We start from the raw sequence: 25,282 nt of genomic DNA, 5'->3' as shown, positions 1-25,282 counted from the left end.
CATGACGAACCGCCAAGAAATGACGCAGACCTCCTCCGGCTTCTACGTGAGCCAGGAGGCGCCCATCCACCCCGACAACCCCACCCCGACCCCGACGAGCACGCCGCCGGACGTGCTGCGCTGCGCCTACATGGAACTGGTCGTCACCGACCTCGCGGCCTCCCGGGTGTTCTACGTCGACATCCTCGGCCTGTACGTGACAGAGGAGGACGACGAGGCGATCTACCTCCGCTCCACCGAGGAGTTCATCCACCACAACCTGGTGCTGCGCAAGGGCCCCGTCGCCGCCGTCGCGGCGTTCTCCTACCGCGTGCGGGAGCCTGCGGACCTCGACCGCGCGGTCGAGTTCTACACCGAGCTCGGCTGCGAGGTCCGCCGCAACGAGAACGGCTTCGTCAAGGGCATCGGCGACTCGGTGCGCGTGGTCGACCCGCTCGGCTTCCCGTACGAGTTCTTCCACCAGACCGACCACGTCGAGCGGATGTCGTGGCGCTACGACCTGCACATCCCCGGCGAGCTCGTGCGACTCGACCACTTCAACCAGGTCACCCCCGACGTGCCGCGCGCCGTGAAGTTCATGCAGGACCTCGGCTTCCGCGTCACGGAGGACATCCAGGACGACGAGGGCACAGTGTACGCCGCGTGGATGCGCCGCAAGCCCACCGTGCACGACACCGCCATGACCGGCGGCGACGGCCCGCGCATGCACCACGTGTGCTTCGCGACGCACGAGAAGCACAACATCCTCGCGATCTGCGACAAGCTCGGCGCGCTCCGCCGCTCGGACGCGATCGAGCGCGGCCCCGGCCGGCACGGTGTGAGCAACGCGTTCTACCTGTACCTGCGCGACCCCGACGGCCACCGCGTCGAGGTCTACACGCAGGACTACTACACCGGCGACCCGGACAACCCCGTCATCACCTGGGACGTGCACGACAACCAGCGCCGCGACTGGTGGGGCAACCCCGTCGTCCCGTCCTGGTACACCGATGCGAGCCTCGTGCTCGACCTCGACGGCAACCCGCAGCCGGTCGTCGCCCGCACCGACACCTCGGAGATGGCGGTGACCATCGGCGCCGACGGCTTCTCGTACACCCGCCCCGACGAGGGCGAGGAGTCCATGCCCGAGTGGAAGCAGGGCGAGTACAAGCTGGGTCACCAGCTGTGACTCTCCCCGCGGAGACCATCGCGCAGATCGCCGCGGAGCTGGCCGAGGCCGACCGCACGCACGGCGTGATCCCGCGGATCACCGCGCGGTTCCCGGAGGCGACGGTCGAGGACTCCTACGCGATCCAGGGCGTCTGGCGGGATTCGCAGATCGATGCCGGCCGCAAGCTCGTCGGACGCAAGATCGGCCTCACGTCGAAGGCGATGCAGCAGGCGACGGGGATCACCGAGCCCGACTTCGGCGTCATGTTCGACGACACCGTGTACGAGTCGGGCGCCGAGATCCCGGTCGACCACTTCTCGAACGTGCGCATCGAGGTCGAGCTCGCGTTCGTGCTCAAGCATCCGCTCGAGGGCCCGGACTGCACGCTCGACGACGCCCTCGCGGCGATCGACTACGCGGTGCCCGCGCTCGAGGTGCTGAACTCGCACATCGAGCTCGAGGGCCGCACGATCGTCGACACGATCAGCGACAACGCCGCCTACGGCGCGATGGTGCTCGGCGCCGTGCGCAAGCGCCCCGACGAGATCGACCTGCGCTGGGTGCCCGGGCTGCTGTTCAAGAACGGCGAGATCGAGGAGACCGGCGTCGCCGCCGGAGTGCTGAACCACCCCGCGACCGGAGTGGCGTGGCTGGCGAACAAGTTCCACCAGCACGGCGCGCGTCTGGAGGCGGGAGAGATCATCCTGGCAGGATCGTTCACGCGCCCGATGTGGGTGTCGCGCGGCGACGAGGTGCTGTGCGACTACGGACCGATGGGAACGATCGAATGCCGCTTCGTCTAGCCGCCTCCTTCCGCGAGCAGCTCGCCGGAGCCGAGCGCCCGCTCATCGGGATGTGGGCCTGCTCCGGCAGCCCGCTGATCACCGAGGTGGCCGCAGGGTCGGGCCTCGATTGGCTCCTGCTCGACATGGAGCATTCGGCGAACACGCTGGAGTCCGTGCTCCTGCAGCTGCAGGTCGCCGCGGCCTATCCGATCACGCCGGTGGTTCGCGTGCCGTGGGGCGATCCCGTCGCCATCAAGCAGGTGCTCGATCTCGGCGCCCAGAACCTCATCGTGCCGATGGTCTCCACCGCCGACGAGGCGCGGAGTGCGGTCTCGGCGACCCGATACCCGCCGGAGGGCATCCGGGGCGTGGGCAGCGCGCTGGCCCGCAGCGCACGCTGGAACCGGGTCGACGGCTACCTCGCCGATTCGGCCCAGCACACATCGCTGACCGTGCAGATCGAGACGGCGGCCGGGGTTGATGCTGCGGCCGAGATCGCCGCCGTCGACGGCGTCGACGCGATCTTCGTCGGTCCGTCCGACCTGTCGGCCTCCATGGGGCTGCTCGGCCAGCAGACGCATCCGGACGTGGTGTCCGCGGTCGAGCGCGTGTTCGTCGCGGTCAAGGGCGCGGGCAAGCCCGTGGGCGTGAACGCGTTCGACCCCGTCGCCGCCGACGCGTACATCGCGGCGGGCGCCGACTTCGTCGCGGTGGGTGCCGACGTGGCGCTGCTGGCGCGGGCATCCGAGGCGCTGGCCGCCCGCTTCATCCCGGCCACCGACGAGACGGCGCGCGCGAGCTACTGACGCTCCCTGCTCATGGCAGGATGATCGGATGCTGAGACTCGACGGCCCCCGATGATGCGCGGCCTCGCCGCGATGCAGGACCGCGGGTTCCGGTGGTTCTTCCTCGCCCGCGCGATCACCATGATCACCGGCTCGATGTCCTCGATCGCGCTCGCGTTCGCGGTGCTCGGGATCGACAACGCCCCGGAGTCTCTCGCGATCGTGCTCACGGTCTTCACGCTCGCGAACGTGGTCTTCCTCATCTTCGGCGGAGTCGTCGCCGACCGCCTGCCGCGGGCGCTCGTGATCCAGTCGTGCTACGTGATCGACATCCTCTCGATCGGCACAATGGCGGCTCTGCTGTTCACGGGCGCTGCGACGGTGCCGCTTCTGGCGCTCCTGGCGGCGGTGAACGGCGCCTCCTCCGCCTTCGTGATGCCCGCCATGCAGGGCATCATCCCGCAGCTGACGACGCCGGCGCACCTGCAGCAGGCGAACGCGATGCTCTCCTTCGTGCGCTCCGCGACGACGATCGGCGGCCCGATCGTGGCCGGAATCCTCGTCGCGACGGCGGGCCCCGCCTGGGTGATGGTCGTCCAGGCCGCCGGATGGGCGATCGCGATCGTGCTGCTCGCGATGGTGCGGCTGCCCGCACCCGCTCCCTCCGGCTCGAGCTTCTTCCGCGACCTGCGCACCGGCTGGCACGAGTTCTGGTCACGCACGTGGATGTGGAGCATCTGCCTCGCGTTCATGCTCCTCAACGCGATCCACATCGGCGCCTGGGGTGTCGCCGGACCTTACATCGCCAAGAACGACCCACGGCTGGGCATCACGGGCTGGGGCTGGGTGCTGAGCGCCGAGGGCGCGGGCATCCTCGTGATGACGCTGATCCTGATGTGGCTGCCGCTGCGCCGTCCCCTTCGATGGGGGATGCTCGCGGTCAGCGCGCTCGCGATCCCGCTGGCCATGCTCGGCCTGTACCCGCATGCGCTGTTCGTCGCGATCGCGGCGTTCGTCGCAGGCGCGGGCGTGGAGATCTTCAACACGGGGTGGAACGTCACCGAGATGGAGCAGATCCCCGGCGACAAGCTGTCCCGCGTCGCGAGCTACGACATGCTCGCGAGCTTCGTGGCGATGCCGATCGGCACGCTCGCGTTCGGCTGGCTGATCGGCCAGGTCGACCCGACCTCGCTGCTGGTCGGCTCGGCGGTCGTGTACGCGGTCGTGGCACTCGGCACCATGCTGATCCCGAGCGTGTGGCGGATGGGCAGGGTCGACGGCGCGCTCGAGCATGCGCCGGCGTTGGCGGATTCATAGCAATCGGGGCGAGACTGTGTGCATGACCTTCGCCGCGCTCCAGCCGCTCGCCGACCGTGCCGCCCTGTTCACCGCGCTCCGCCAGGACACCCTGACCGCGGCCGCCGACGCACTCGGCGAGCATCGCTGGGATGCCGACATGGCCGCCGGCACCCTGACGTTCACGGCCGACGCCGATCCGACCCGCACGCTGGTCGCCAAGGCGCACCTGATCGCGACGATCGCTCCGGGGCCGCGCTCCCTGCTGTGGGCGTGGGCGCATCCGCAGGGCGACGCCGAGGGTGTGGCCGCACCACTCAAGGCCTATGGCGACCAGCACGGGATCGCCGAGCTCTCCACCGCCGAGGTCCCGTTCCCCGCTGAGGCCGCTGGTGACGACGAATGGATCACCCGCGCCGCACACACGATCGGCGGGGTCGCCGTCGAACTGACAGGGCGCTCGCCCTACTATTCCGCACCGGTCGGCGGCGGCACACGCGCGGTGTTCCTGCTCGACGCACCGCTTCCGCCGCTCACGGTCGCCGCGGCCGTGGTCGCACTCCCCCGCGCGCTGCAGACCCTCGCGCTTGCGGACGCCAGGACCGCGGTGTGGGACCTGGCCCGTCTCGCCGGCTGGACGCTGACATGGGCGGATGAGGCGTTCTCCGGCGCCACCGTGTCCGACAGCACCGGGACTGCGACGTTCCGCTTCGACGAGCATGCGCGCATCACCGGCGTGGAGAGCTCGCTGAGCACTCAGGGCTGACAGAGCGGATGCCGCGGCATCCGCTCTGTGATCACCGCCCGAGTCGCTGTCGGGCCGTCTTCTTGCCCGGGCCGATCGGTGCGTGAACGGTCGCCGCGGCGAGGCCGAATGCCGGCATGTCGACGTACACCGCCTCGAGGTCGGCGACCGGCACCTGGTAGGTCTCGTGCCAGACGCCGACGCTTCCCGACCCCTGCAGCGTGCGCATGAAGTCGCGCCACGGCTGCAGGTGCGGGGCGTCACGATCCGCGGCGAAGCGCTGCAGATGCTCCGGGCTCTCCCAGTACGAGAGCAGCAGCGTCGTCCGGCCGAACCAGCTGTGCGCGCCGAGCATCCCGGCCTCCGGATGCGTGGCGAGGTGCTTCAGCATCGGCGGCATCCTGCCCGCCGTCCGCAGCACCCGGCCGAGCTGCCACCAGCGGTTCGCCCGCATCCCGATCAGGAACACCGTGACGTCGGTGCGCTCTGGCGCCGCGGTGAACCTGCCGGGGAAGACCTGCTGAGTCATGGCATCTCCTTCTTCATCCGTTTTGTAACAGTGTTATACAACAACGTTACGATACGATCTGTTCCATGGCAAGACCTGCGATCTACGACGACGCCCTGCGCGACAGGCTCCTCGACATCACCGCCGAGATGGTCGACCAGAACGGCCCCGGACGCATCGGCCTCCGCGACATCGCCCAGCAGGCGGGAACGTCGACTTCTGCGATCTACGCGCTGTTCGGCGGCAAGGCCGAGCTGCTGGTCGCCGTGATCGAGCACGGCTTCGCCTCGTTCGGCGCTTCCCAGTCCGAGACCGAATCCGAGGGGCTTCGCGCACTCGGGGTCGCGTATCGGACCTGGGCGAAGGCGAACCCGGCCCTGTACCGGCTGATGTTCGGCGGAGCGATCACCGACACCGGCGACTGCGTGCCGGATGCCGAGGTGACGAGCTCCGCGATCGCCCCGCTGGTGCGCGCTCTGGCCGCCCGAGCGCCCGCGGAGGACGTGATGGCCGCCGCGATGACGGTGTGGGCACAGGTGCACGGCGCAATCTCGCTGGAACTCGCCGCGGTGGCCCCGGAGGCTGTCGACTGGGATGCCGTGTACGAGGCGGTGCTCGACGCCGTCCAGCGCGCCTTCCCGCCGCGATAGGCGCTCCCCGCCCGAAGGTGTGGGATTCTGGTCGCATGAAGAACGGAATCGTCCGGTTCGCGGCCCTCTACGTGTTCGATGTCGCGGTGCTGCTGCTCATCGGCCTGCTGTTCCCGAACGTCTCGGTCGGGCTGCATGCGCTCTGGGCGGCAGTCATCCTGACCCTCGCGGCCCTCGTCGTGAAACCGACGCTCGGCGCCGCATTCCGCAAGGCCGCCGCCAGGTCTTCGGCGGATCGCGGGAGGAAGGGCGAGAAGGTCCTGCAGTACGCGCTCGTCTACCTCGTCGAGCTCATCGTCTGGGTGCTCACCGTGTGGCTGAGCGGAGTCACAGCCCGCGGCTTCTGGGGCTTCGCCCTGCCGCCGCTGATCCTGCTGTTCGGCTGGATGATCTACGACCAGCTCGACGACCGGATGCGCGGGAAGGCGGCGCAGGTGTACGACACCGTGCACGCGAAGGTCTCGGCCCGCGGCACGAAGCCGACCGCGTCTGCCGCCCGCACCCCGGACGCCCCCGCCACCGCTCAGGCGCGCGAGGAGCTGCGCGACGGGCTCACGCCCGAGCAGCGCCGGATGCTGGACGAGCTCGGCTGAGCATCACCCCGGTTCCGGTCGCGAAAAGGCACGGTATTCGCGCCCGAGACCGTGCTTTTCTGCGACCGGAGCGAGGCAGATGCCGCGCCGCAGGCTCAGACCAGCCGCTCGGCCGCCTCGACCACGTTCGTCATCAGCAGCGCGACCGTCATCGGGCCGACCCCGCCGGGGTTCGGTGAGATCCAGCCGGCGACCTCGGCGACGTCCGGATGCACGTCCCCGAAGACGAGGCTCTTGCCGGTCTCGGCATCCGTCTCGCGGGTCACGCCCACGTCGAGCACCGCAGCGCCCGGCTTGACGTCCTCAGCGCGGATCAGGTGCTTGACGCCGGCGCCGGCGACGATCACATCGGCCTGACGGAGGTACGGCGACATGTCGGGCGTGCCGGTGTGGACCTGCGTGACCGTGGCGTTGATGTCGCGGCGGGTCAGCAGCAGGCCCATCGGGCGCCCGATCGTGACACCGCGGCCGACGACGACGACGTGCTTGCCCTTCAGGTCGTAGTCGTTGCGCAGCAGCAGCTCGATCACGCCGCGAGGCGTGCACGGCAGCGGCGTCGTGATCGGGTTGTTCACGTTCAGCACGAGCCGGCCGAGGTTGGTCGGGTGCAGACCGTCGGCATCCTTCGCCGGGTCGATCCGCTCGAGGATCGCGTCGGTGTCGAGGTGCTTCGGCAGCGGCAGCTGCACGATGTACCCGTGGCAGCCGGGGTCGGCGTTGAGCTCGTCGATCAGCGCCTCGACGTCCTCCTGCGTGGCGTCGGCCGGGAGTTCGCGCTGGATCGAGTTCATCCCGATCGCCTCCGACTGCCGGTGCTTCATGCCCACATAGAGCTGCGATGCCGGGTCGGCCCCGACGAGCACGGTGGCGATGCCGGGGACGATGCCCTTCTCCTTCAGCGCGGCGACGCGCTCGGTCAGCTCCGTCCTGATGGATGCTGCAGCGGCCTTGCCGTCGAGGATCTTCGCGGTCATGTCAGGTTCCTTTCGGGAGCGGGAGGGGCGGATGCCGTCGGTGTGGGATCCCGATCCGGCAGCGAGACCGCGATTCGCGCGTGAGTTCCCCGTGCCGGACGGGGATCTCACGCGCGAATCCGGAACTCACAGCCAGGGACGGCCGGCCGGCTGCTTACTGCTGCAGGTCCGGGTACAGCGGGAAGCCTGCGGCGAGCGCGTCCACGCGAGCCCGGAGGCCCTCGACGTCGGCGCCGGGCAGCAGCGCGAGCGCGATGATGTCGGCGACCTCGGTGAACTCGGCGTCGCCGAACCCGCGTGTGGCGAGCGCCGGTGTGCCGATGCGCAGACCCGAGGTGACCATCGGCGGACGCGGGTCGTTCGGCACAGCGTTGCGGTTCACCGTGATGTGGATGTCGTGCAGGAGGTCCTCCGCCTGCTTGCCGTCGATCGCGGCGTCGCGCAGGTCGACGAGCACGAGGTGCACGTCGGTGCCGCCGGAGCGCACGCCGATGCCGGCATCCTTCACGTCCTGGTGCGAGAGGCGCTCGGCGAGGATCGCCGCACCGCGCAGCACGCGCTCCTGGCGCTCCTTGAACTCCGGGGTCGCCGCGAGCTTGAACGCCGTGGCCTTCGCCGCGATGACGTGCATGAGCGGGCCGCCCTGCTGGCCGGGGAAGACGGCGGAGTTGATCTTCTTCGCGATGTCGGCGTCATTGGTCAGGATGAAGCCCGAGCGCGGGCCGCCGATCGTCTTGTGCACGGTCGAGGAGACGACGTGCGCGTGGGGCACGGGGTTCGGGTGCAGACCCGCGGCCACGAGGCCGGCGAAGTGCGCCATGTCGACCCAGAGGAGCGCGCCGACCTCGTCCGCGATCGCGCGGAAGGCGGCGAAGTCGAGCGTGCGCGGGTAGGCCGACCAGCCGGCGATGATGACCTTCGGCTTGTGCTCGATGGCGAGGCGACGGACCTCCTCCATGTCGATGGTCGAGGTCTCGGGGTTCACGCCGTAGGCGACGATGTCGTAGAGACGGCCGGAGAAGTTGATCTTCATGCCGTGGGTGAGGTGGCCGCCCTGGTCGAGCGAGAGGCCGAGCAGCGTGTCGCCCGGGCGGGCGATCGCGTGCAGCACGGCGGCGTTGGCCGACGCTCCCGAGTGGGGCTGGACGTTGGCGAACTCGGAGCCGAAGAGGTCCTTCGCGCGCTGGATGGCGAGCTCCTCGGCGACGTCGACCTCTTCGCAGCCGCCGTAGTAGCGACGGCCGGGGTAGCCCTCGGCGTACTTGTTCGTGAGCACCGAGCCCTGCGACTGCAGGATGGAGACGGGTACGAAGTTCTCGGACGCGATCATCTCGAGGAACGTCTGCTGACGCTTGAGCTCGCGGTCGAGCACCTCGGCGATCTCGGGGTCGACCTCGGCGAGCGGGGCGTTGAAGTAACGGTCGGTCATGTGACGTGCTCCTCTGACAACGGATTCGAAAGGGGTGCTTCCATCGGCCCAGGCGCGCGGTCGAATTCCGTGGTCAGTCGCTCCCCGGTGGTAGTCCACCCAGACGCCAGTCGCGACGGTTACGAGCATAGCGGATTTCGGTGTGCCCATGACGCGGCTCAGGGTAGGTTTTGTTCATGGTCTTTACTCATTCGCTGCCGCTCGTGCCGGTGCCCGTCTCCGCCACGGCGGGCGAGGGACGGATGCCGGTCACCGCGGCCACTCGGGTGCACGGCGCCGCCGCTGTCGCGACCCTGCTCGCTGACGCGGTCGAGCGTCGGAGCAGCATCCGCATCGCCACCGCCGCACAGCGCACCGCCGAGGGCGAACCCGCCTCCGGGGATCTCGTCCTGCGCATCGATCCCGACATGGCCGCCGCCGAGGGCTACACGCTCACCGTGGGAGACACGGCCGAGGTCGTCGGCGCCGACGAGGCCGGCCTCTTCTACGGCGTGCAGACGCTGCTGCAGCTCCTGCGCGAAGACGAAGACGGCACCTGGGCGATCCTCCGAGCCGACATCGCCGACGCCCCGCGCTTCGCCCGCCGCGGCGTCATGCTCGACGTCGCCCGGCACTTCTTCGGGGTCGCGGACGTCAAGGCGTTCATCGACGGCGTCAGCGCCCTGAAGCTCAACCACCTGCATCTGCACCTCTCCGACGATCAGGGGTGGCGCATCCACATCGACTCCTGGCCGCTGCTCACGGAGCGCTCCTCCGGCACTTCGGCAGGCGGCGACCCCGGCGGCTTCTACACGAAGGACGACTACCGCGAGATCGTCGCATACGCGGCATCCCGCCACATGATCGTGATCCCCGAGATCGACCTCCCGGGTCACACACATGCGATCGGCGTCGCATACCCCGACCTCGTCGAGGCGCCCGTTCTCAACGACAGTCTCATCGCCGAATCCGAGCGCCTCGGCCAGCCGCTGCCGGTCGCGGGCGAGAACTACCTGGGCTGGGGCGTCGGGCACTCCAGCGTCCGCATCCACGACGAGCGCACCTACCGGTTCGTGCGCGACGTGGTGCGCGAGCTCGCAGAGCTGACTCCGGGTCCCTACATCCACATCGGCGGCGACGAATCGCTCGGCACCCCGAAGGCCGACTTCGACCTTTTCGCCGCACGGGCGACCGCGATCGTCGTCGAGGCGGGAAAGGTCCCGATCGCCTGGCACGAGATGGGCTCGGCCGAGGACATCGCCGAGGGCACGGTCGGCCAGTACTGGGGCAGCACGACCCCGGCGGGTGCGCACGCCGAGGAGGCCGCTCGGTTCACGGCGCGAGGCGGTGCGCTGATCATGTCGCCGTCGAACGTCGCGTACCTCGACATGAAGTACGCCGAGGACTCCCCCCTCGGCCTCACCTGGGCGGCGTTCATCGACGTGCGCGCCGCGTACGACTGGGAGCCCACCGGCATCCTCGAGGTTCCGGATGCCGCGATCCTCGGCATCGAGGCGCCGCTGTGGAGCGAGACGGCTCGCACCTTCGACGACGTCGAGCAGCTGGTCTTCCCGCGAGCGGCCGCCCTCGCGGAGGTGGCCTGGTCACCGCAGCAGTCTCCGGCTCGCACCTGGGAGTCGTTCCGCGAGCGTCTCGGCGCACTCGCGCCGCTGTGGAAGGCTGAGGGGATCAGCTTCCACCCGGCCCCCGAGATCCCCTGGAGCGATCGATGAGCGTCCATTCCACAGCGACGGGTTCCGTCGTCATCCATTCGGCGCGTCTCGTCGACGAGGGCCGGACGACGGAGGACGCCTGGGTCCGGTTCGAGAACGGCCGGGTCGTGTCCACCGGCACCGGCTCGGAGTGGGACGCCGCCGACGAGGTCGTGGATGCTGCCGCCGTGGCCGGCGAGGGGGCGGTGCTGGCCCCTGGCTTCGTCGATATCCACTGCCACGGCGGAGCGGGGCTGGCCTTCGACGACGGCGTCGACGCGATCCGCACCGCGAGAGCCCTGCATCGCGCGCACGGGACGACGCGCGCAGTGGTGTCTCTGGTCACCGCCTCGCTCGACGATCTCGCCCGGAGCGTGGCACTGATCGCGGATCTGAGCGAGACGGATGCCGACATCCTCGGCTCCCACCTCGAGGGCCCCTTCCTCGACCCCGGTCACCACGGTGCGCACGAGCCCTCACTGCTGCGCGAGCCGGTCGCGGCCGACGTCCAGCGGCTCCTCGACGCGGGCCGCGGCACCGTCCGGCAGGTGACGATCGCCCCTGAGCTGCCGGGCGGACTCGACGCGATCGGGCGCATCGTCGCCGCGGGTGCAGCGGCGGCGGTCGGGCACACCGATGCGGATGCCGCGATGGCGGCCGCCGCTTTCGAGGCAGGGGCGTCGATCCTCACACATGCCTTCAACGGGATGAACGGCATCCACCATCGCGCGCCTGGTCCGGTGCTCGCCGCCGCGGCCGACCACCGCGTCGTGCTCGAGGCGATCGCCGACAACGTGCACCTGGACCCGCAGGTGATCAAGCTGCTGTTCGACTCCGCCCCCGGCCGCGTGGCACTGGTCACCGATGCCATGGCCGCTGCCGGCAGTGCGGACGGCCACTACGATCTCGGGGCGGTGAGCGTGACCGTCGAGAACGGTGTCGCGCGTGCGGACGACACGGGCTCGATCGCAGGCTCCACGCTCACGCAGGATGTGGCGCTGCGCAGGGCGGTCTCCGCGGGCGCGACGCTTCCTGAAGCCGTGCGCGCTCTGACGCGGACGCCGGCGAGGGCGATCGGCCTCGGCGCCGAGATCGGAGGCCTGAGCCGCGGTCTCAGCGGTGACGCGGTGCTGCTGGATGCGCAGCTGCAGGTCGTTCGCGTCTGGGTTGGAGCCCGGTAGGGCAGGCCACGGCGGAGGGGAAGGCCGCCGATCCCCAGATCGGCGGCCTCATCCCTGTCAGAGCGGTGGCCGGGAGCTCCTCCCCCGAGGCTCTCGATCCACCGACCGGCGCTCTTGCCCCGTGCGCCGGCGCTTCCGACTCCGCCCCCCGGTGGAATCGTCGGCTTTCTCTAAGTGATGAGACGGGGCAGTGCGCCGATCATTACGCGACTCGGCCGAGAATCCTCGAGAATCTTCGGGTATCGTCACGGAACAGGCTCGGGATCTGGGATTCTGCCGATTTTGAGGATTCCCACGGATTTCCTCTCAGGGGTGGCCTGCCCTGGGATATTCGGGAGAGAATGAAGAAAGCGCGTGATGAAGACCCCTGTCACGCGTCTCTTCATGTGGAGGCACACCTGCGCTCCGCAACAGATGGATGACTGTGGACCACGAGAACACCCTTCCCGGCGAGATGATCGCCGATGCCGACCTTGTGCTGCGCACACGCTCGGGCGACGCTGACGCGTTCGCTGAGCTCTGGCGAAGGCACTATCCGTCCGGCATGTCCGTCGCACGCTCCATCACCTCCTCGATCGACCCTGACGACCTCGTCCAGGAGTCGTACACCCGCATCTACCAGGCGATCATCAAGGGCGGCGGCCCCAACGGCTCGTTCCGCGCGTACCTCTTCACCAGCATCCGCAACACCGCGGCGGCCTGGGGCCGCGCGCGTCGCGAGTCGACCATCGACGCGCTGGACACCGTGGCCGACCCGCACACCACGGAGCAGGCCGCGAACGAGGCGCTCGACCGCAGCCTCACCGCCCAGGCGTTCCGCAGTCTTCCCTCCCGCTGGCAGGAAGTGCTCTGGTACACCGAGATCGAGCAGATGAAGCCGCAGGAGGTGGCACCGCTGCTCGGCATGAAGCCCGGCGCGGTGTCGCAGCTCGCATTCCGCGCCCGCGAGGGGCTGCGCGAGGCGTGGATCCAGGCGCACCTGCGCAGCGCCGCTCCCGGGTCGGACTGCCAGTGGACGGTCGAGCATCTCGGCGCGTACTCGCGCGGCAACCTGAGCACCCGCGACCACACGCGTCTCGAGCGACACCTCGACGAGTGCGCGCGCTGCATGATCGTCGCCGCCGAGGCCAAGGACGTCTCCGGCAGGCTCGTCCTCGTGCTGCTGCCGCTCGTCCTCGGGGTCAGCGGATCCGCCGGCTACCTCGCCGCGCTGCAGGGCGGCGGCACTCCGATCGTCGCGCTCGCGGCGATGCCCTCGGGAGTGATCGAAGGCGGCGTGAGCGTCACCGGCACCGCTGCCGCCGGCGCCACCGCCTACGGCTCGGCTGCGAGCGGTGGCGCAGGAGGCGGGAGCTCCGGAGGGATGCTGAGCGGCATCGGAGCGCTCGTCGGAGCGGGCTCCGCAGCGCTGGTCGTCGCCGGAGTCGTCACGGCCGTCACGATCATCCCCGGCCTCGCGGGTGCCAGCTCGCCCGCCTCGCTGCCGAACGCCGGACAGCAGGATTCCGGCGCCATCTCATCGGACATCGCACCGGATCCGTCGATGGGCGCCGACGAACCGGTCGTCATCGAGCAGGTCGAGCCCGAGCCCGACCCTGAGCCCGTCCCGCCGATCGCAGATGCCGTGGCTCCGACGCCGGCGCCCGCTCCTGAGTCCGCACCCGCCGTCGCCCCGCCGACCGAGACCATCGCGCCGGAGGAGCCGGTCGATCCCGTCGACCCGGTGGATCCCGTGGATCCCGTCGACCCCGTGGATCCCGTCGACCCCGTCGATCCCGGGGGCGAGGATCCCGGCGGTGAGGGCCCAGAGGCATCCGTGCCCGAGGGCGCGCCCGCTCTCGACATCGTCTCCGCGACGGTGTCGAACGGCCAGCCGCCGACGGTGCTCTATTCGATCGCCTTCGCGGGAGCACCGGACGCGACCGTCCGCGCGCTCGTGGACGGCATCTCCCAGGATGTCGCGCTCGACACGACAGGCGCGGCCTCGTTCGAGATCGAGCCCACCCTGCAGCAGGTGTGCGAGGGCGCGGAGCTGACCTACTCGTACGCCTCGGGTGACCTTCTGGGCGAGGTCGTCACCATCGAACTGGAATCCCTGGCGAACATCCCGCAGCTCGAGGGGCGCTGCAACAACCCGTTCTAGATCGCTCAGCGCCGGGATCCGATCCGACGCGGCCGATCGCCTTCGCAGGCGCCGAATAGACTGGGATCATGTCCCAGGATCCCGCCTCCGTCCCCGGTGTCGAACGCCCGAACATCAACGCGCTGGACGTCGTCCGCGCCGTCGTCCTGGTGATAGCGATCGGCACTCTCGCGCTCTGGGGTTTCGCCACCTGGCCGCTCCCGTGGAACATCGTCCTGGGCCTTGGCGCGCCGATCGTGGTGCTGCTGGTGTGGGCGCTGTTCCTCTCGCCGAAGCCCGTGCTGCGGCTGCATCCCTTCCTCCGCGCGGTCGTCGAGCTGCTCATCTACGTCGGCGTCACCACCGCCTGGTGGCTGATGGATCAGCCGCTGATCGGCCTCGCGTTCGCACTGGTCGCGGTGGGCGCCGGAGTGGTCAGCGGTCGACGCACCCTGTCATGAGCGCGCTCGACCGGCTGGTCCGCGCCCTCGGAGAGCTCGTCGACACCACTCCCGCCTCGCTCGCTGACGCACGTGCCGACCGCTCGGGTCATGCCGCGCCCGGTACTCCGCTCGCGGTCGTGCACGCCGAGACTGTGGAGCAGGTTCAGCAGGTCATGCGCATCGCCACGGCGACCAGGACACCGGTCGTCGTGCGAGGCGCCGGCACCGGACTCGCGGGCGCGGCGAACGGGGGCGAGGGCGAGATCGTCCTCTCCACCCGGCGGATGACGGCGGTGCGGGAGATCCGTGCCGATGATCTCCTCGCCGTGGTCGAGCCCGGCATCCTGAACGCCGAGCTCAACGCCCTACTCACGGAGCACGGGCTGTGGTGGGCGCCGGATCCCGCGAGCCGTGACATCTCCACCGTCGGCGGGAACATCGCGACGGGTGCGGGCGGTCTGCTCTGCGCCAAGTACGGCGTCGTCCGCGATGCCGTGCTCGGGGTCGACCTGGTGCTTGCCGACGGACGGCTCCTGCACCTCGGCCACCGCAGTGTGAAGGGCGTCACCGGCCTCGATCTCACCTCGCTGGTGATCGGGTCGGAGGGCACGCTGGGCGTCGTCGTCGGAGCCACCCTGAAGCTGCGGCGGCTCGTCGAGGGCTCGATCTGCACCATCGCCGCGACGTTCCCGGATGTCCGCGCGGCGGCCGCGGCATCCGCTGCCGTCACCGCTGCGGGCATCCAGCCCGCGATCATGGAGCTGATGGATGCCGCGAGCCTCTCAGCCGTCGCCTCGCTGCTCGCGCTTCCCTCCCCCGACGCCGGGAGCGCGCAGCTGACGATCCAGACCGACGGGCCGGCGGCAGCCGTCGAAGCCGACGCGATCGCGGCGATCCTGCGCGCCCACGGCGGGGCGACCCAGGTGTCGCACGATCGTGAGGAGGGCGAGCGGCTGCTCGCCGTCCGCCGGTCGATGCACCCGGCGATGGCGGCACTCGGCACCACTCTCATCGAAGACGTGTCGGTGCCGCGGAGCGCGATGCCGGCGATGTTCGACGAGATCGCGCGCATCGAGCGCGAGTACGGGCTGGCGATCCCGACCGTCGCGCACGCGGGCGACGGCAACCTGCATCCGAATTTCATCTTCGAAGGCGCCGAGCCGCCGGAGCACGTCTGGGCCGCGGCCGACGAGCTGTTCCGCGCGGCGATCGCGCTCGGCGGCACGCTCACCGGAGAGCACGGCATCGGCACGCTGAAGAGCCGGTGGCTGGCGGCGGAGCTGGGCGACGATCAGTGGGAGCTGCAGCGCCAGATCACCCGCGTGTTCGATCCGCTCGGCATCCTCAACCCCGGGAAGGTGTTCGCGCATGCCTGACATCCACGTGAGCGCGGCCGTGATCGTCGACGACGCGGGCCGCGTGCTCGTCGTCCGCAAGCAGGGCACCACCCGATTCATGCAGCCGGGCGGCAAGCCCGAGGCTGGCGAGTCCCCTGCGCAGACGCTCGTCCGCGAGCTCCACGAGGAGCTCGGCGTCCTGCTCGACGAGGGCGACCTCGAGCCGCTCGGCAGCTTCATCTCGGAGGCCGCGAACGAGCCGGGTCACCGCGTCGTCGCCGAGGCGTTCGCGACCGCGCTCGACCCCGCGGCGGTGGTCGTGCAGGCCGAGCTCGCCGAGCTGCGCTGGATCACCCCGGCGGATGCCGAGACGCTCCCGCTCGCGCCTCTGAGCACCGAGCATCTGCTGCCCATCGCGTGGCCGCACCTCCGGGCCACCGATCGGTGAGCGGGCCCGGCGCGAGGAGACGCTCCCGGCGGACCCCTCAGATCCCCTGCCACTCCGGCTTGTTCGCGAACGTGTAGCGGTAGTAGTCGGCGAGCCTGAGCTTCGACGCCGCGGCCGCGTCCACGACGACCGTCGCGTGCGGGTGCAGCTGGATCGCGGATCCGGGGAGGAACGCGGAGAGCGGCCCCTCGACGGCATCCGCCACCGCCTGCGCCTTGCCCTCGCCGAACGCGAGCAGCACGAGGTGGCGCGCGCGCAGGATCGTTCCGAGCCCCTGCGTGATGCAGTGCCGCGGCACGTCGTCGACGGAATCGAAGAAGCGGGCGTTGTCCGCGCGGGTCTGCTCGGTGAGCGTCTTCACCCTGGTGCGCGAGGCGAACGACGATCCGGGCTCGTTGAAGCCGATGTGGCCGTCCGTGCCGATGCCGAGGAGCTGCAGGTCGACGCCGCCCGCGGCGTCGATCGCGGCTTCGTAGTCGCCCCCGGCGTGCTGGATGGTCGCCTCCGCCCCGTTCGGCACATGGATGCGCCGCGGGTCGAGCCCGAGCGGCTCGACGACCTCGCGCGTGATCACCGAGCGGTAGCTCTCCGGGTGGGCCGGGTCGAGTCCGACGTACTCGTCGAGCGCGAAGCCGCGCACCTGAGACACATCACGGCCGGCGAGTCGCGAGCGCAGCGCGAGGTACACCGGCAGCGGCGTCGAACCGGTCGCGAGGCCGAGCACGGCGTCCGGACGCCCCTCGATGAGCTCGACGATCTCCGCCGCGACCAGCTCTCCGGCCGCTTCCGAGTTCTCGACGATGACGACTTCAGCCATGGGGCACGATCTCCTTGGTGGGTGTTGATGCGCCCACGAGGGCCGCTCCGAAAGCCCCTGCAGGCGAACCGGCCGGTAGCAGCTCGATTCTCTCATCCAGGCGCAGGGACCGCATGAACGCCGAGGTCCCGGCGCCGTCGCGCAGCGCTGCGCGGATGCCGTCCTCCAGGCGGTCTCCGAGAGAGGTGAGGCCTCCGCCGATGATCACCCGGTCGACATCCGTCGTGAGCACGAGCACCCGGACAGCGGCGGCAGCACCCTGGTGGAGGCCGTTTCGCAGGGCGATCGCCTCGGGATCGCCGGCATCCGCGGCGTCGAGGATGTCGAGCACCGGAAGCGCTCCCGGCCTGCCCCATGCCTTCGCGAGCGCGCCGCCTCCGCAGAGGGTCTCGATGCAGCCGCGCTGCCCGCACCCGCAGAGACGGCCACCCGGGGCCACGGAGAGATGGCCGACCTCGCCCGCGAATCCTCTGGTGCCGCGCCAGATCCGGCCGTCCACGACGATGCCGGCGGCGACGCCGGTGCCGAGGTTCAGGTACGCCATCGACTCCTCGGCGCCGCGGAGTGCGGCGGCGCCGAGCGCCGCCGCCTTCACGTCGTTCTCGACGACGAACGGCACGCCGAGCAGCGCGCTCGCCCGGTCGGCGAGATCCAGCGACTCCACGCCCAGGTTGACGGCGTGCAGCACGGTGCCGGCGTCGACGAGACCGGGGATGCCGACGCCTGCCGAGGCGACGTCCTCGAGCGCGAAGCCGGTCTCCTCGGCGAGCGCCGCGACCGCCTCGGCGATGCTCTCGATCACGGCATCCGCGCCCCAACCTGTCGGGCGGCGCAGGAGTCCGAGGATCTCTCCGCCTGCCGATACGGCGACGGCCTCGATCTTGGTTCCGCCGACGTCCAGGCCCACCCGTATCGGCCGACCGGCTCGGTCGGCCGCGGTCGCGCTCGCCATCAGCGCGCGCTCTCGGTCGTCTGCAGACGGATGCCGCGGCTCACGAGACGCCCAGCTGGCCGGAGAGCACCATCACGGCGGCTCCTCGGAGCACGATGTCGTCCTGGTGCGTCAGCCGGATCAGGGCGTCCTCGAAGACGCCCTCCAGCGTCCGCGCGTGCAGCGTCTCCACTGCGGCGTCGATCAGGGTGCCGTCGAGCAGTTCGGCGGGTCCGGAGAGGACGACCTCGGAGAGGTCGAGTGCCGCGACGATGGGCGCGATCGCGATCGCCATGCGCGTGCCGGCGTCGCGGAGGATGTCGTCACGGGCTTCCGGGTCGGCGGCGATCGCCGCACTGAGCCTGGTGACGCTGAGCCAGGCCTCCAGGCAGCCGTCCTTGCCGCACGCGCAGCGCGGACCGCCGTCGGTGCCGACGACGACGTGGCCGATCTCGCCGGCGGCGAAGCGGCTTCCCATCAGCGGCTGGCTTCCGGTGATGAGTCCGGCGCCCACTCCCCTGCCGATCTTGATGAGCATGAAGTCGGCCTTCGCCTCGCCGAAGGTGTACTCCGCGAGCACCGCGGCATTGGCGTCGTTGCGGACGAGCACCGGCAGATCGAGATCGGTGCCGAGCTTCGCCTCGAGCGGCAGGTTCGTCCAGCCGAGGTTGGGCGAGCTCAGCACGACGCCGTCGGGGCGGACGACACCGGGGGTGCCGATGCCGACGCCGAGCAGCGGCTGCGTGGCCGCCGCCGCCAGCATGCGAGCGAGCTCAAGGGTGGCCGCGTAGGTCGCGTCCCCGTCCGCCTTCTCGGGGCGCGCCACCTCCCCCCGATGGAGTACATCACCGTCCAGGCTGAGCACGGCGCCGACGAAGGCGCTGGGCCCCGACAGGTCGATGCCGATGATCTGGTGTCCGACCCGGTCGATGTCGATCAGGATGGGCGGCTTCCCCGGCCCGATCGTCTCGCGGATGCCGATCTCGAGCACGATCCTGTCGGCGATGAACTCGGCGACGAGGTCGGAGATCGTGACCCTGGTCAGCCCGGTCTCGCGCGACAGGTCCGCACGGCTCATCGCGCCGGAGTGGTACAGGGTCTGCAGGACCAGCGCCCGGTTGTGGCCGCGCGCATGCTCAGGGAGGACCTTCGAGCGCGAACGCAGATGGCGCCCGGGGCCGAAGGCATGCGTGTTCGCAGCGACGTAGCCCGACGAGGCTGCGGGGCGCGATCCATCCGAAACGGACATGTTTGTTAGTAGACCTTACGAACGTGGATGACGCAAGTCGCGACCCGCGTGCTTCGGGGACGGTTATCGAAACGTTACCGCACGCTCACCTGCGATATTCCGTTGCCTCCCCGTTACCTGCCATCCCGTACCATTGGCACCAAGGACACGTGTGATTGCCGGGGGGTGAAGTTCGTGACCGATCTGATTTCCGCGCACGACGCAGCGACCGAGAAACTGCCGGTGGCATCCGCTTCCGGCGATGATCTGGCCACCGTCGCGCTGACGCCCGCCCACGGCGACGCGCCGGCCGATGCCGCGCCCCCGCTCGACGGCCACCAGCCGCTCGCGTGGGCTCCCGCCGAGCCCGCGCACCGGAAGAAGCGCCTCGGACTCTGGATCGGGCTCGGTGTCGGAGCCGTCGTGATCGGCGCGGGCGCCGCATCGATGATCCTGATCGCCCCAGGGACGACCGTCGCCGGGATCCCCGTCGGCTGGATGACGCCCGGCGCCGCCGCAGAGGCCATCGGCAACCACCTCGCCGAGACCGAGATCACTCTCACCGGGGCAGGCGGCGACGTCGTCCTCACCGGCGCCGACCTGGGCGCGACGATCGACGCGCGGGCCCTCGCCGACGAGGCGTTCGCGACCCGCCCGCTCTGGAACCTCGACATGTGGATGGGCGAGCCGCTGGCCGCGGACATCGCCCTCGACCCCGCGAAGGCAGACAGCGCGCTGCGCGACGCCGTGCCTGGGAGCTTCGACGATCCCGTCGACGCGGGCGTGGTGTTCGACGCGGCCTCGGCCACCTACGTCACGACGCCCTCCGAGCCCGGCACCGGCATCGACGTCGGCGACCTCACCGCGGCGATCATCGAGACGGTCGCCGACGGCGGCAAGAGCCTCGAGTACTCGGGTGCGCCTGCTGAGGCCGCGCCTGCCGTGACCGACGAGGACGCGACGGCCACAGCGGCCTCCATGAACACTCTTCTCGGCACGATCGGCTTCTACGTCGGCGCGGAGCGCACCGTTCCGGTCGCCCCCGCCACCGTCGCGACATGGCTCAAGGTCATGGACGACGAGGGCGCGCTGCGCATCGAGGTCGACCGCGCAGCGATCCAGGCGACCGTCGACGGTCTTCCGGCCCTCGTCAACCGGGCCCCGGTCAACGCCGCCACGATCGTCGACTCCGACGGCAGGGTCCTGCAGGAGCAGACGGCAGGCGTGAACGGACGCGAGCTCGTCGACACCTCGGACGTCGCCGCCGCTTTCGCCACCCAGCTCGAAGGGGGAGACGGCGTCTTCGCCCTCGAGGTGACGGAGGTCCCGTTCCAGTCGGTGAACCTCTTCCGCCGCATCGAGGTCGATCTCGGCTCGCAGACCGCCACGCTGTTCGAGAACGAGTCCGTCGTGAACTCCTGGCGGATCTCCTCCGGCAAGGCGGCGACACCGACCGATCAGGGCCACTTCCGGGTGTACGCGCATCTCCGCGAGCAGGACATGAAGAGCCGCGAGCCCGACGGCTCGATCACCGAGACGCCGAACGTGCCGTGGGTGACCTACTTCAACGGCGACGAGGGCTTCCACGGCACCTACTGGCACAACGACTTCGGCAACCCGCGCAGCCACGGCTGCGTGAACATGCCGATCGACGTCGCCAGGTTCGTCTACGAGTGGGCGCCGGTCGGCCTCGAGGTGTGGGTGCACGGCTGATCCTCAGCCCCCTGAAACGCGAAAGGACCGGATGCCGCGAGGCATCCGGTCCCTTTCTCGTCCGGCGGATCAGCGCAGCGCGTCGACGATGCCGTTCAGCGTGGCGGAGGGGCGCATGACCGCCTCGACCAGAGCGTCGTCCGGGCGGTAGTAGCCGCCGATCTCGACGGCTTTGCCCTGCACCGCGTTGAGCTCGGAGACGATCGTCTCCTCGTTCTCGGCGAGCGCCGCGGCGATCGGCGCGAAGGCGGCGGCAAGCTCGGCATCCTTCGACTGTGCCGCCAGCTCCTGGGCCCAGTAGAGGCCGAGGTAGAAATGGCTGCCGCGGTTGTCGATCGTGCCGAGTGCGCGCCCCGGCGAGCGGTCCTCCTCGAGGAAGGTGCCGGTCGCGGCGTCCAGCGTGTCGGCGAGGACACGCGCCTTCTCGTTGCCGGTGCGGTCGGCGAAGTGCTCGAGGGACGCTGCGAGGGCGAAGAACTCGCCCAGCGAGTCCCAGCGCAGGTAGTTGTCCTCGACGAGCTGCTGCACGTGCTTCGGCGCGGAGCCGCCCGCGCCGGTCTCGAACAGCCCGCCGCCGGCGAGCAGCGGGACGATGCTCAGCATCTTCGCCGACGTGCCGACCTCGAGGATCGGGAACAGGTCGGTGAGGTAGTCGCGCAGCACGTTGCCGGTCACCGAGATGGTGTCGAGGCCGTGCCGCATGCGCGCGAGCGTGTAGCGGGTGGCCTCCTCCGGGGCGAGGATCGTGATCGTGAGGCCCTTGGTGTCGAGCGTCGCGAGGCCCTGGTGCACCTTGGCGATGATCTGCGCGTCGTGCGAGCGGTTCGCGTCGAGCCAGAACACGGCAGGCGAGCCGGACGCACGGGCGCGCGTGACAGCCAGCTTCACCCAGTCCATGACGGGGATGTGCTTGGTCTGCGTCGCGCGCCAGATGTCGCCGGCGCCGACCTGGTGCTCGATCAGCACCGTGCCCTCGCCGTCGAGCACCTGGACGGTGCCTGCGGAGGCGATCTCGAACGTCTTGTCGTGGCTGCCGTACTCCTCGGCAGCCTGGGCCATCAGGCCGACGTTCGGGACGGTGCCGATGGTCGCCGGGTCCAGCGGACCGTTCGCGATCACATCGTCGATCACGGCCTGGTAGACGCCCGCGTAGGAGGAATCGGGGATCACGGCGAGCGTGTCCGCCTCCTCGCCCTGCTTGCCCCACAGCCTGCCGCCGTTGCGCACCAGTGCCGGCATCGAGGCGTCGACGATCACGTCACTGGGGACGTGCAGGTTCGTGGTGCCCTTGTCGGAGTTCACGTACGACAGACGCGGCCCCTCGGCGATCGCCCTGTCGAAGGCCGCGGCGATCTCGTCGCCGCCGGCGACCTCGCCGAGCCCCGCGAGGATCGAGCCGAGGCCGTCGTTCGCGCTGAGGCCCGCATCGGCGAGCTGCTCTCCGTACTGCGCGAACACATCCTTGAAGAACGCCTTCACGACGTGACCGAAGATGATCGGGTCGCTGACCTTCATCATCGTGGCCTTGAGGTGCACGGAGTACAGGACGTCGTCGGCCTTCGCGGTCGCCAGCGTCTCGTCGAGGAAGGCGTCGAGTGCGGACGCCGAGAGGAAGGTGGCGTCGATGATCTCGCGCGGGAGGACCTTCAGGCCCTCCTTGAGGACCGTGACGGTGCCGTCTGCGGCGGTGTGACGGAAGGTCAGCACGTCGTCATGGGCGGCGACCCAGGAGCGCTCGTTGGTCTTGAAGTCGTCGTGGCCGAGGGTCGCGACGCGGGTCTTCGATCCCGCCTCGAACGGCTTGTTGCGGTGCGGGTGCTTCTTGGCGTACTTCTTCACCGCCAGCGGGGCGCGGCGGTCGCTGTTGCCCTCGCGCAGCACGGGGTTCACGGCGGAGCCCTTGATGCGGTCGTAGCGCGCGCGGACGTCCTTCTCCTCGAGGGAGGCCGGCTCGTCCGGGAAGTCGGGGATGTCGTACCCCTGCTGCTGGAGCTCGGCGATCGCGCCCTTCAGCTGCGGGATGGATGCCGAGATGTTCGGCAGCTTGATGATGTTCGCCTCCGGCAGCGTGGCCAGTCCGCCGAGCTCGGCGAGCGCGTCGCCCACCTGCTGCTCGGGTGCCAGCTTCTGCGGGAACGCCGCGAGGATGCGGCCGGCGAGCGAGATGTCGCGGGTCTCCACCTCGATGCCCGCCTGGCCGGTGTAGGCCTGGATGATCGGGAGGAGGGAAGCCGTGGCGAGCGCCGGAGCCTCGTCCGTGTGGGTGTAGATGATGGCGTCGTCGGTCACCGGGAGGTTCTCCGTTCACGAGGGCAGATTTGTCTCGATACCAAGATACCTGAGTCGGCCGAGCGGACTCCCCAGGCGATTCCCCACCGAATCCGTGTGCTCTCGCCGGGGAGGGGCTAGCCTGGGATCATGTCCGAACTGCGCATGGTCGAACTCTCCGCCGCGACGATCGTCGCCGTGAACAACCTGTCGCTCAAGCCAGGGCAGGAGCAGTTCCTCGCGCCGGTGTCGTACGGAATCGCCGCCACCGTCATCAATCCGGCGACGTCATGGCAGCGCGTCATCCTCGATCGCAACGAGGTCGTCGGCTTCGTCAGCGCGAACTTCGACCCCGAGGCACCCGAGGAGCACTTCCGCTCCGTGCTGTGGCGGATCAACGTCGATGCCGACGACCAGGGCCGCGGCGTCGGCCGGTTCGCGGTCGAGAACCTCATCGAGGAAGCGCGCGAACGCGGCGTCGATCACGTGAACGTGATCTACGAGGCCGGTGAGGGCGGACCGGAGGCGTTCTTCCTCCGGGTCGGATTCACCCCTGTCGGAGAGACCGCCTACGGCGAGATGATCGCGGAGATCCGCGTAGCCCCCTGAGACCGGCGGCGGGGCCTCGAATCCCCTCCCCCATCGAGACTCCGTCGCCTTCGACCACGGGCCCCGAGCGTGTTCAGCACACGCTCGGGGCTTTTTGTTGCGGGTGACCACAAAAGCTTGCGCCAAGACCGCGCTGCCCCTATCATCGATCTCAGTTCGCTAATCGAAGCGCTTCGACTATCTGGAATCCGACCAGACCGGGACGCAGAGAGGCGTCACCAGACCCACCGAGGTGTCCGGCCCACGGGCCGCCGAGAAAGGAGTGCCGACGATGGCACGCACGATCCGCACGACGAAGATCCTGGCCGCAGCCGCGGCCCTGACCGCGACCGGCCTCGCACTGAGCGGCTGCGCCGGCGGCGGCTCGGACGCAGAGGACGGCAAGACCCTCAAGCTCTGGCACTACGAGGGCGCCGACAGCGCGATGGGCAAGGCCTGGGCCGAGGCGATCAAGGTCTTCGAAGAGGAGACCGGCGCCGCGGTCGAGTTCGAGGAGAAGTCGTTCGAGCAGATCCAGAAGACGGCGAGCCAGGTGCTCGACACGGATGCCGCACCCGACCTCATGGAGTTCAACAAGGGCAACGCGACGGCCGGCTTCCTCGCGTCGACCGGTCTGATCAGCGACATCTCCGACGCGGTCGACGAGTACGGCTGGGCCGACAAGCTCGCCCCCTCCCTGCAGACCACGGCGAAGTACACCGACGACGGCGTGATGGGCGGCGACACGTGGTTCGGCGTGCCGAACTACGGCGAGTTCGTCGGCGTCTACTACAACGAGGACGCCTTCGCCGCCGCGGGGCTCGAGATCCCCACGACCTACGACGAGTTCGTCGACGTCCTCGACGCCTTCGTCGCGAAGGGCGTCACGCCGCTCGCCGAAGCGGGCGCCGAGTACCCGCTCGGGCAGCTCTGGTACCAGCTGGCGCTCCTCGAGGGCGACCGCGGGTTCGTCGACGACTACCAGCTCTACGAGAACCCTGTCGACTGGCAGGGACCGGAGGTCACCTCGGCGACCGAGACCCTGAAGGACTACATCGACAAGGGGTACATCGCCTCCGACGTCTCCTCCGTCAAGGCGGAGGATGCCGGCGTCTCGTTCATCAACGGCACCTCGCCGATCTTCGTCTCCGGCTCATGGTGGTTCGGGCGCTTCGTGGCGGAGGCGACCGGTTTCGACTGGACGCTGACCGCGTTCCCCGGCGCCGACCTGTCGCTCGGCTCCTCGGGCAACATCTGGGTCGTCCCCGAGAACGCCGCCAACAAGGAGCTCGCCTACGAGTTCATCGACATCACGATGCGCCCCGAGATCCAGGCGATCATCGGCAACAACGGCGGCCTCCCGGTCGCTGCCGACTCGGCCGACATCACCGACGAGAAGAGCGCCGAGCTGATCGAGACGTTCAACGGCATCCTCGACCAGGACGGCCTCTCCTTCTACCCGGACTGGCCCGCCCCCGGCTTCTACGACGTGATCGTGCAGGAGCTGCAGGGCCTGATCACCGGTACGCAGGATGCCGAGACCACCAACGCCCGTCTCGGCGAGGCGTACGACGAGGGAACCGCGGACTTCCGCTGATCC

23 protein-coding genes and 1 riboswitch are annotated in these 25,282 nt (G+C 69.9%); of the genes, 16 read left to right on the top strand and 7 right to left on the bottom strand.

The features are described from left to right. Position 1: 1 nt before the first annotated feature. The 5 genes from hpaD to IPV10_RS05740 are packed head-to-tail and all read left to right on the top strand — an operon-like array spanning position 2 to position 4,782. Positions 2-1,168 carry a 3,4-dihydroxyphenylacetate 2,3-dioxygenase gene (gene hpaD, locus IPV10_RS05760; protein WP_207481372.1) on the top strand — a complete coding sequence of 389 codons (1,167 nt, stop codon included), beginning with the start codon at positions 2-4 and terminating at the stop codon, positions 1,166-1,168. Continuing rightward, positions 1,165-1,953: a 2-keto-4-pentenoate hydratase gene (locus tag IPV10_RS05755; RefSeq protein ID WP_207481370.1), complete on the top strand. Its 789-nt coding sequence runs from the start codon at positions 1,165-1,167 to the stop codon at positions 1,951-1,953. Before hpaD ends, IPV10_RS05755 begins: the two co-directional genes overlap by 4 nt. Beyond that, positions 1,938-2,741, top strand: a complete 804-nt coding sequence (locus IPV10_RS05750; RefSeq protein WP_207481360.1) for an HpcH/HpaI aldolase/citrate lyase family protein — start codon at positions 1,938-1,940, stop codon at positions 2,739-2,741. Before IPV10_RS05755 ends, IPV10_RS05750 begins: the two co-directional genes overlap by 16 nt. 51 nt (positions 2,742-2,792) lie before the next feature. Then, entirely contained in the window at positions 2,793-4,037 is a 1,245-nt protein-coding gene (locus tag IPV10_RS05745; protein ID WP_207481358.1) for an MFS transporter, read from the top strand. Between the two features lie 22 nt (positions 4,038-4,059). Next, positions 4,060-4,782 (top strand): DUF6882 domain-containing protein, encoded by a 723-nt coding sequence (locus IPV10_RS05740; RefSeq protein ID WP_207481355.1) that lies wholly within the window; start codon positions 4,060-4,062, stop codon positions 4,780-4,782. Positions 4,783-4,813: 31 nt separating this feature from the next. Here the strand turns inward: IPV10_RS05740 and IPV10_RS05735 are convergent, their stop codons facing one another. Then, positions 4,814-5,290 (bottom strand): DUF4188 domain-containing protein, encoded by a 477-nt coding sequence (locus IPV10_RS05735; protein ID WP_207481353.1) that lies wholly within the window; start codon positions 5,288-5,290, stop codon positions 4,814-4,816. A 65-nt stretch (positions 5,291-5,355) separates the two neighbouring features. Here IPV10_RS05735 and IPV10_RS05730 point away from each other — a divergent pair, with 65 nt between their 5' ends. Together IPV10_RS05730 and IPV10_RS05725 are read left to right on the top strand one after the other, a co-directional pair. Further along, entirely contained in the window at positions 5,356-5,919 is a 564-nt protein-coding gene (locus IPV10_RS05730) for a TetR/AcrR family transcriptional regulator (protein WP_242684691.1), read from the top strand. 35 nt (positions 5,920-5,954) lie between these two features. Continuing rightward, entirely contained in the window at positions 5,955-6,512 is a 558-nt protein-coding gene (locus IPV10_RS05725) for a hypothetical protein (RefSeq protein WP_207481351.1), read from the top strand. 95 nt (positions 6,513-6,607) lie between these two features. Here IPV10_RS05725 and IPV10_RS05720 read toward each other — a convergent pair whose 3' ends face one another. Then, entirely contained in the window at positions 6,608-7,486 is an 879-nt protein-coding gene (locus IPV10_RS05720) for a bifunctional methylenetetrahydrofolate dehydrogenase/methenyltetrahydrofolate cyclohydrolase (protein WP_207481349.1), read from the bottom strand. A gap of 154 nt (positions 7,487-7,640) precedes the next feature. After that, complete coding sequence (gene glyA, locus IPV10_RS05715) at positions 7,641-8,915, bottom strand: serine hydroxymethyltransferase (protein WP_207481347.1); 1,275 nt, start codon at positions 8,913-8,915, stop codon at positions 7,641-7,643. A 39-nt stretch (positions 8,916-8,954) separates the two neighbouring features. After that, positions 8,955-9,039, bottom strand: a riboswitch (ZMP/ZTP riboswitch). A 52-nt stretch (positions 9,040-9,091) separates the two neighbouring features. Here glyA and IPV10_RS05710 point away from each other — a divergent pair. The 6 genes from IPV10_RS05710 to IPV10_RS05685 all read left to right on the top strand — a co-directional run bounded on the left by IPV10_RS05710 (position 9,092) and on the right by IPV10_RS05685 (position 16,137). Next, on the top strand, positions 9,092-10,627 hold the full coding sequence (locus tag IPV10_RS05710) for a family 20 glycosylhydrolase (RefSeq protein ID WP_207481345.1): 1,536 nt from the start codon (positions 9,092-9,094) through the stop codon (positions 10,625-10,627). Beyond that, positions 10,624-11,787, top strand: coding sequence for an N-acetylglucosamine-6-phosphate deacetylase (locus tag IPV10_RS05705; RefSeq protein ID WP_207481343.1), 1,164 nt, complete (start codon positions 10,624-10,626; stop codon positions 11,785-11,787). The genes IPV10_RS05710 and IPV10_RS05705 overlap by 4 nt, the downstream gene beginning before the upstream one ends. Positions 11,788-12,205: 418 nt before the next feature. After that, complete coding sequence (locus tag IPV10_RS05700; protein ID WP_207481341.1) at positions 12,206-13,930, top strand: sigma-70 family RNA polymerase sigma factor; 1,725 nt, start codon at positions 12,206-12,208, stop codon at positions 13,928-13,930. Positions 13,931-13,998: 68 nt separating this feature from the next. Further along, positions 13,999-14,370 carry a YrdB family protein gene (locus IPV10_RS05695; RefSeq protein WP_207481339.1) on the top strand — a complete coding sequence of 124 codons (372 nt, stop codon included), beginning with the start codon at positions 13,999-14,001 and terminating at the stop codon, positions 14,368-14,370. Beyond that, positions 14,367-15,728 (top strand): FAD-binding oxidoreductase, encoded by a 1,362-nt coding sequence (locus tag IPV10_RS05690; RefSeq protein ID WP_207481337.1) that lies wholly within the window; start codon positions 14,367-14,369, stop codon positions 15,726-15,728. Before IPV10_RS05695 ends, IPV10_RS05690 begins: the two co-directional genes overlap by 4 nt. Then, positions 15,721-16,137, top strand: coding sequence for an NUDIX domain-containing protein (locus IPV10_RS05685; protein WP_207481335.1), 417 nt, complete (start codon positions 15,721-15,723; stop codon positions 16,135-16,137). The genes IPV10_RS05690 and IPV10_RS05685 overlap by 8 nt, the downstream gene beginning before the upstream one ends. A 37-nt stretch (positions 16,138-16,174) precedes the next feature. Here IPV10_RS05685 and nagB read toward each other — a convergent pair whose 3' ends face one another. Genes nagB through IPV10_RS05670 form a run of 3 tightly spaced genes read right to left on the bottom strand, consistent with a single transcriptional unit; the run spans position 16,175 to position 19,134 of the window. Next, entirely contained in the window at positions 16,175-16,954 is a 780-nt protein-coding gene (gene nagB / locus IPV10_RS05680; protein ID WP_207481333.1) for a glucosamine-6-phosphate deaminase, read from the bottom strand. Next, a complete protein-coding gene (locus IPV10_RS05675) occupies positions 16,947-17,906 on the bottom strand; it encodes an ROK family protein (protein ID WP_242684690.1) in 960 nt (319 codons plus the stop codon). Before IPV10_RS05675 ends, nagB begins: the two co-directional genes overlap by 8 nt. A 40-nt stretch (positions 17,907-17,946) precedes the next feature. Further along, the gene (locus IPV10_RS05670) at positions 17,947-19,134 is read right to left on the bottom strand and encodes an ROK family protein (protein WP_207481331.1); all 1,188 of its coding nucleotides are present in this window, start codon (positions 19,132-19,134) and stop codon (positions 17,947-17,949) included. A gap of 174 nt (positions 19,135-19,308) precedes the next feature. Between IPV10_RS05670 and IPV10_RS05665 the strand changes: the two genes are divergently transcribed. Beyond that, entirely contained in the window at positions 19,309-20,826 is a 1,518-nt protein-coding gene (locus IPV10_RS05665) for a L,D-transpeptidase family protein (RefSeq protein ID WP_307861072.1), read from the top strand. Between the two features lie 69 nt (positions 20,827-20,895). Here IPV10_RS05665 and IPV10_RS05660 read toward each other — a convergent pair whose 3' ends face one another. Next, positions 20,896-23,115, bottom strand: coding sequence for an NADP-dependent isocitrate dehydrogenase (locus IPV10_RS05660; RefSeq protein WP_207481327.1), 2,220 nt, complete (start codon positions 23,113-23,115; stop codon positions 20,896-20,898). A 129-nt stretch (positions 23,116-23,244) separates the two neighbouring features. Between IPV10_RS05660 and IPV10_RS05655 the strand changes: the two genes are divergently transcribed. Beyond that, on the top strand, positions 23,245-23,703 hold the full coding sequence (locus IPV10_RS05655; protein ID WP_207481325.1) for a GNAT family N-acetyltransferase: 459 nt from the start codon (positions 23,245-23,247) through the stop codon (positions 23,701-23,703). A gap of 271 nt (positions 23,704-23,974) precedes the next feature. Next, positions 23,975-25,279 (top strand): ABC transporter substrate-binding protein, encoded by a 1,305-nt coding sequence (locus tag IPV10_RS05650; protein WP_207481323.1) that lies wholly within the window; start codon positions 23,975-23,977, stop codon positions 25,277-25,279. Positions 25,280-25,282: the final 3 nt, after the last annotated feature.

The organism is Microbacterium sp. SD291 (assembly GCF_017355365.1).
Classification (GTDB): domain Bacteria; phylum Actinomycetota; class Actinomycetes; order Actinomycetales; family Microbacteriaceae; genus Microbacterium.
This window is presented reverse-complemented; position numbering and strand designations above follow the sequence as displayed.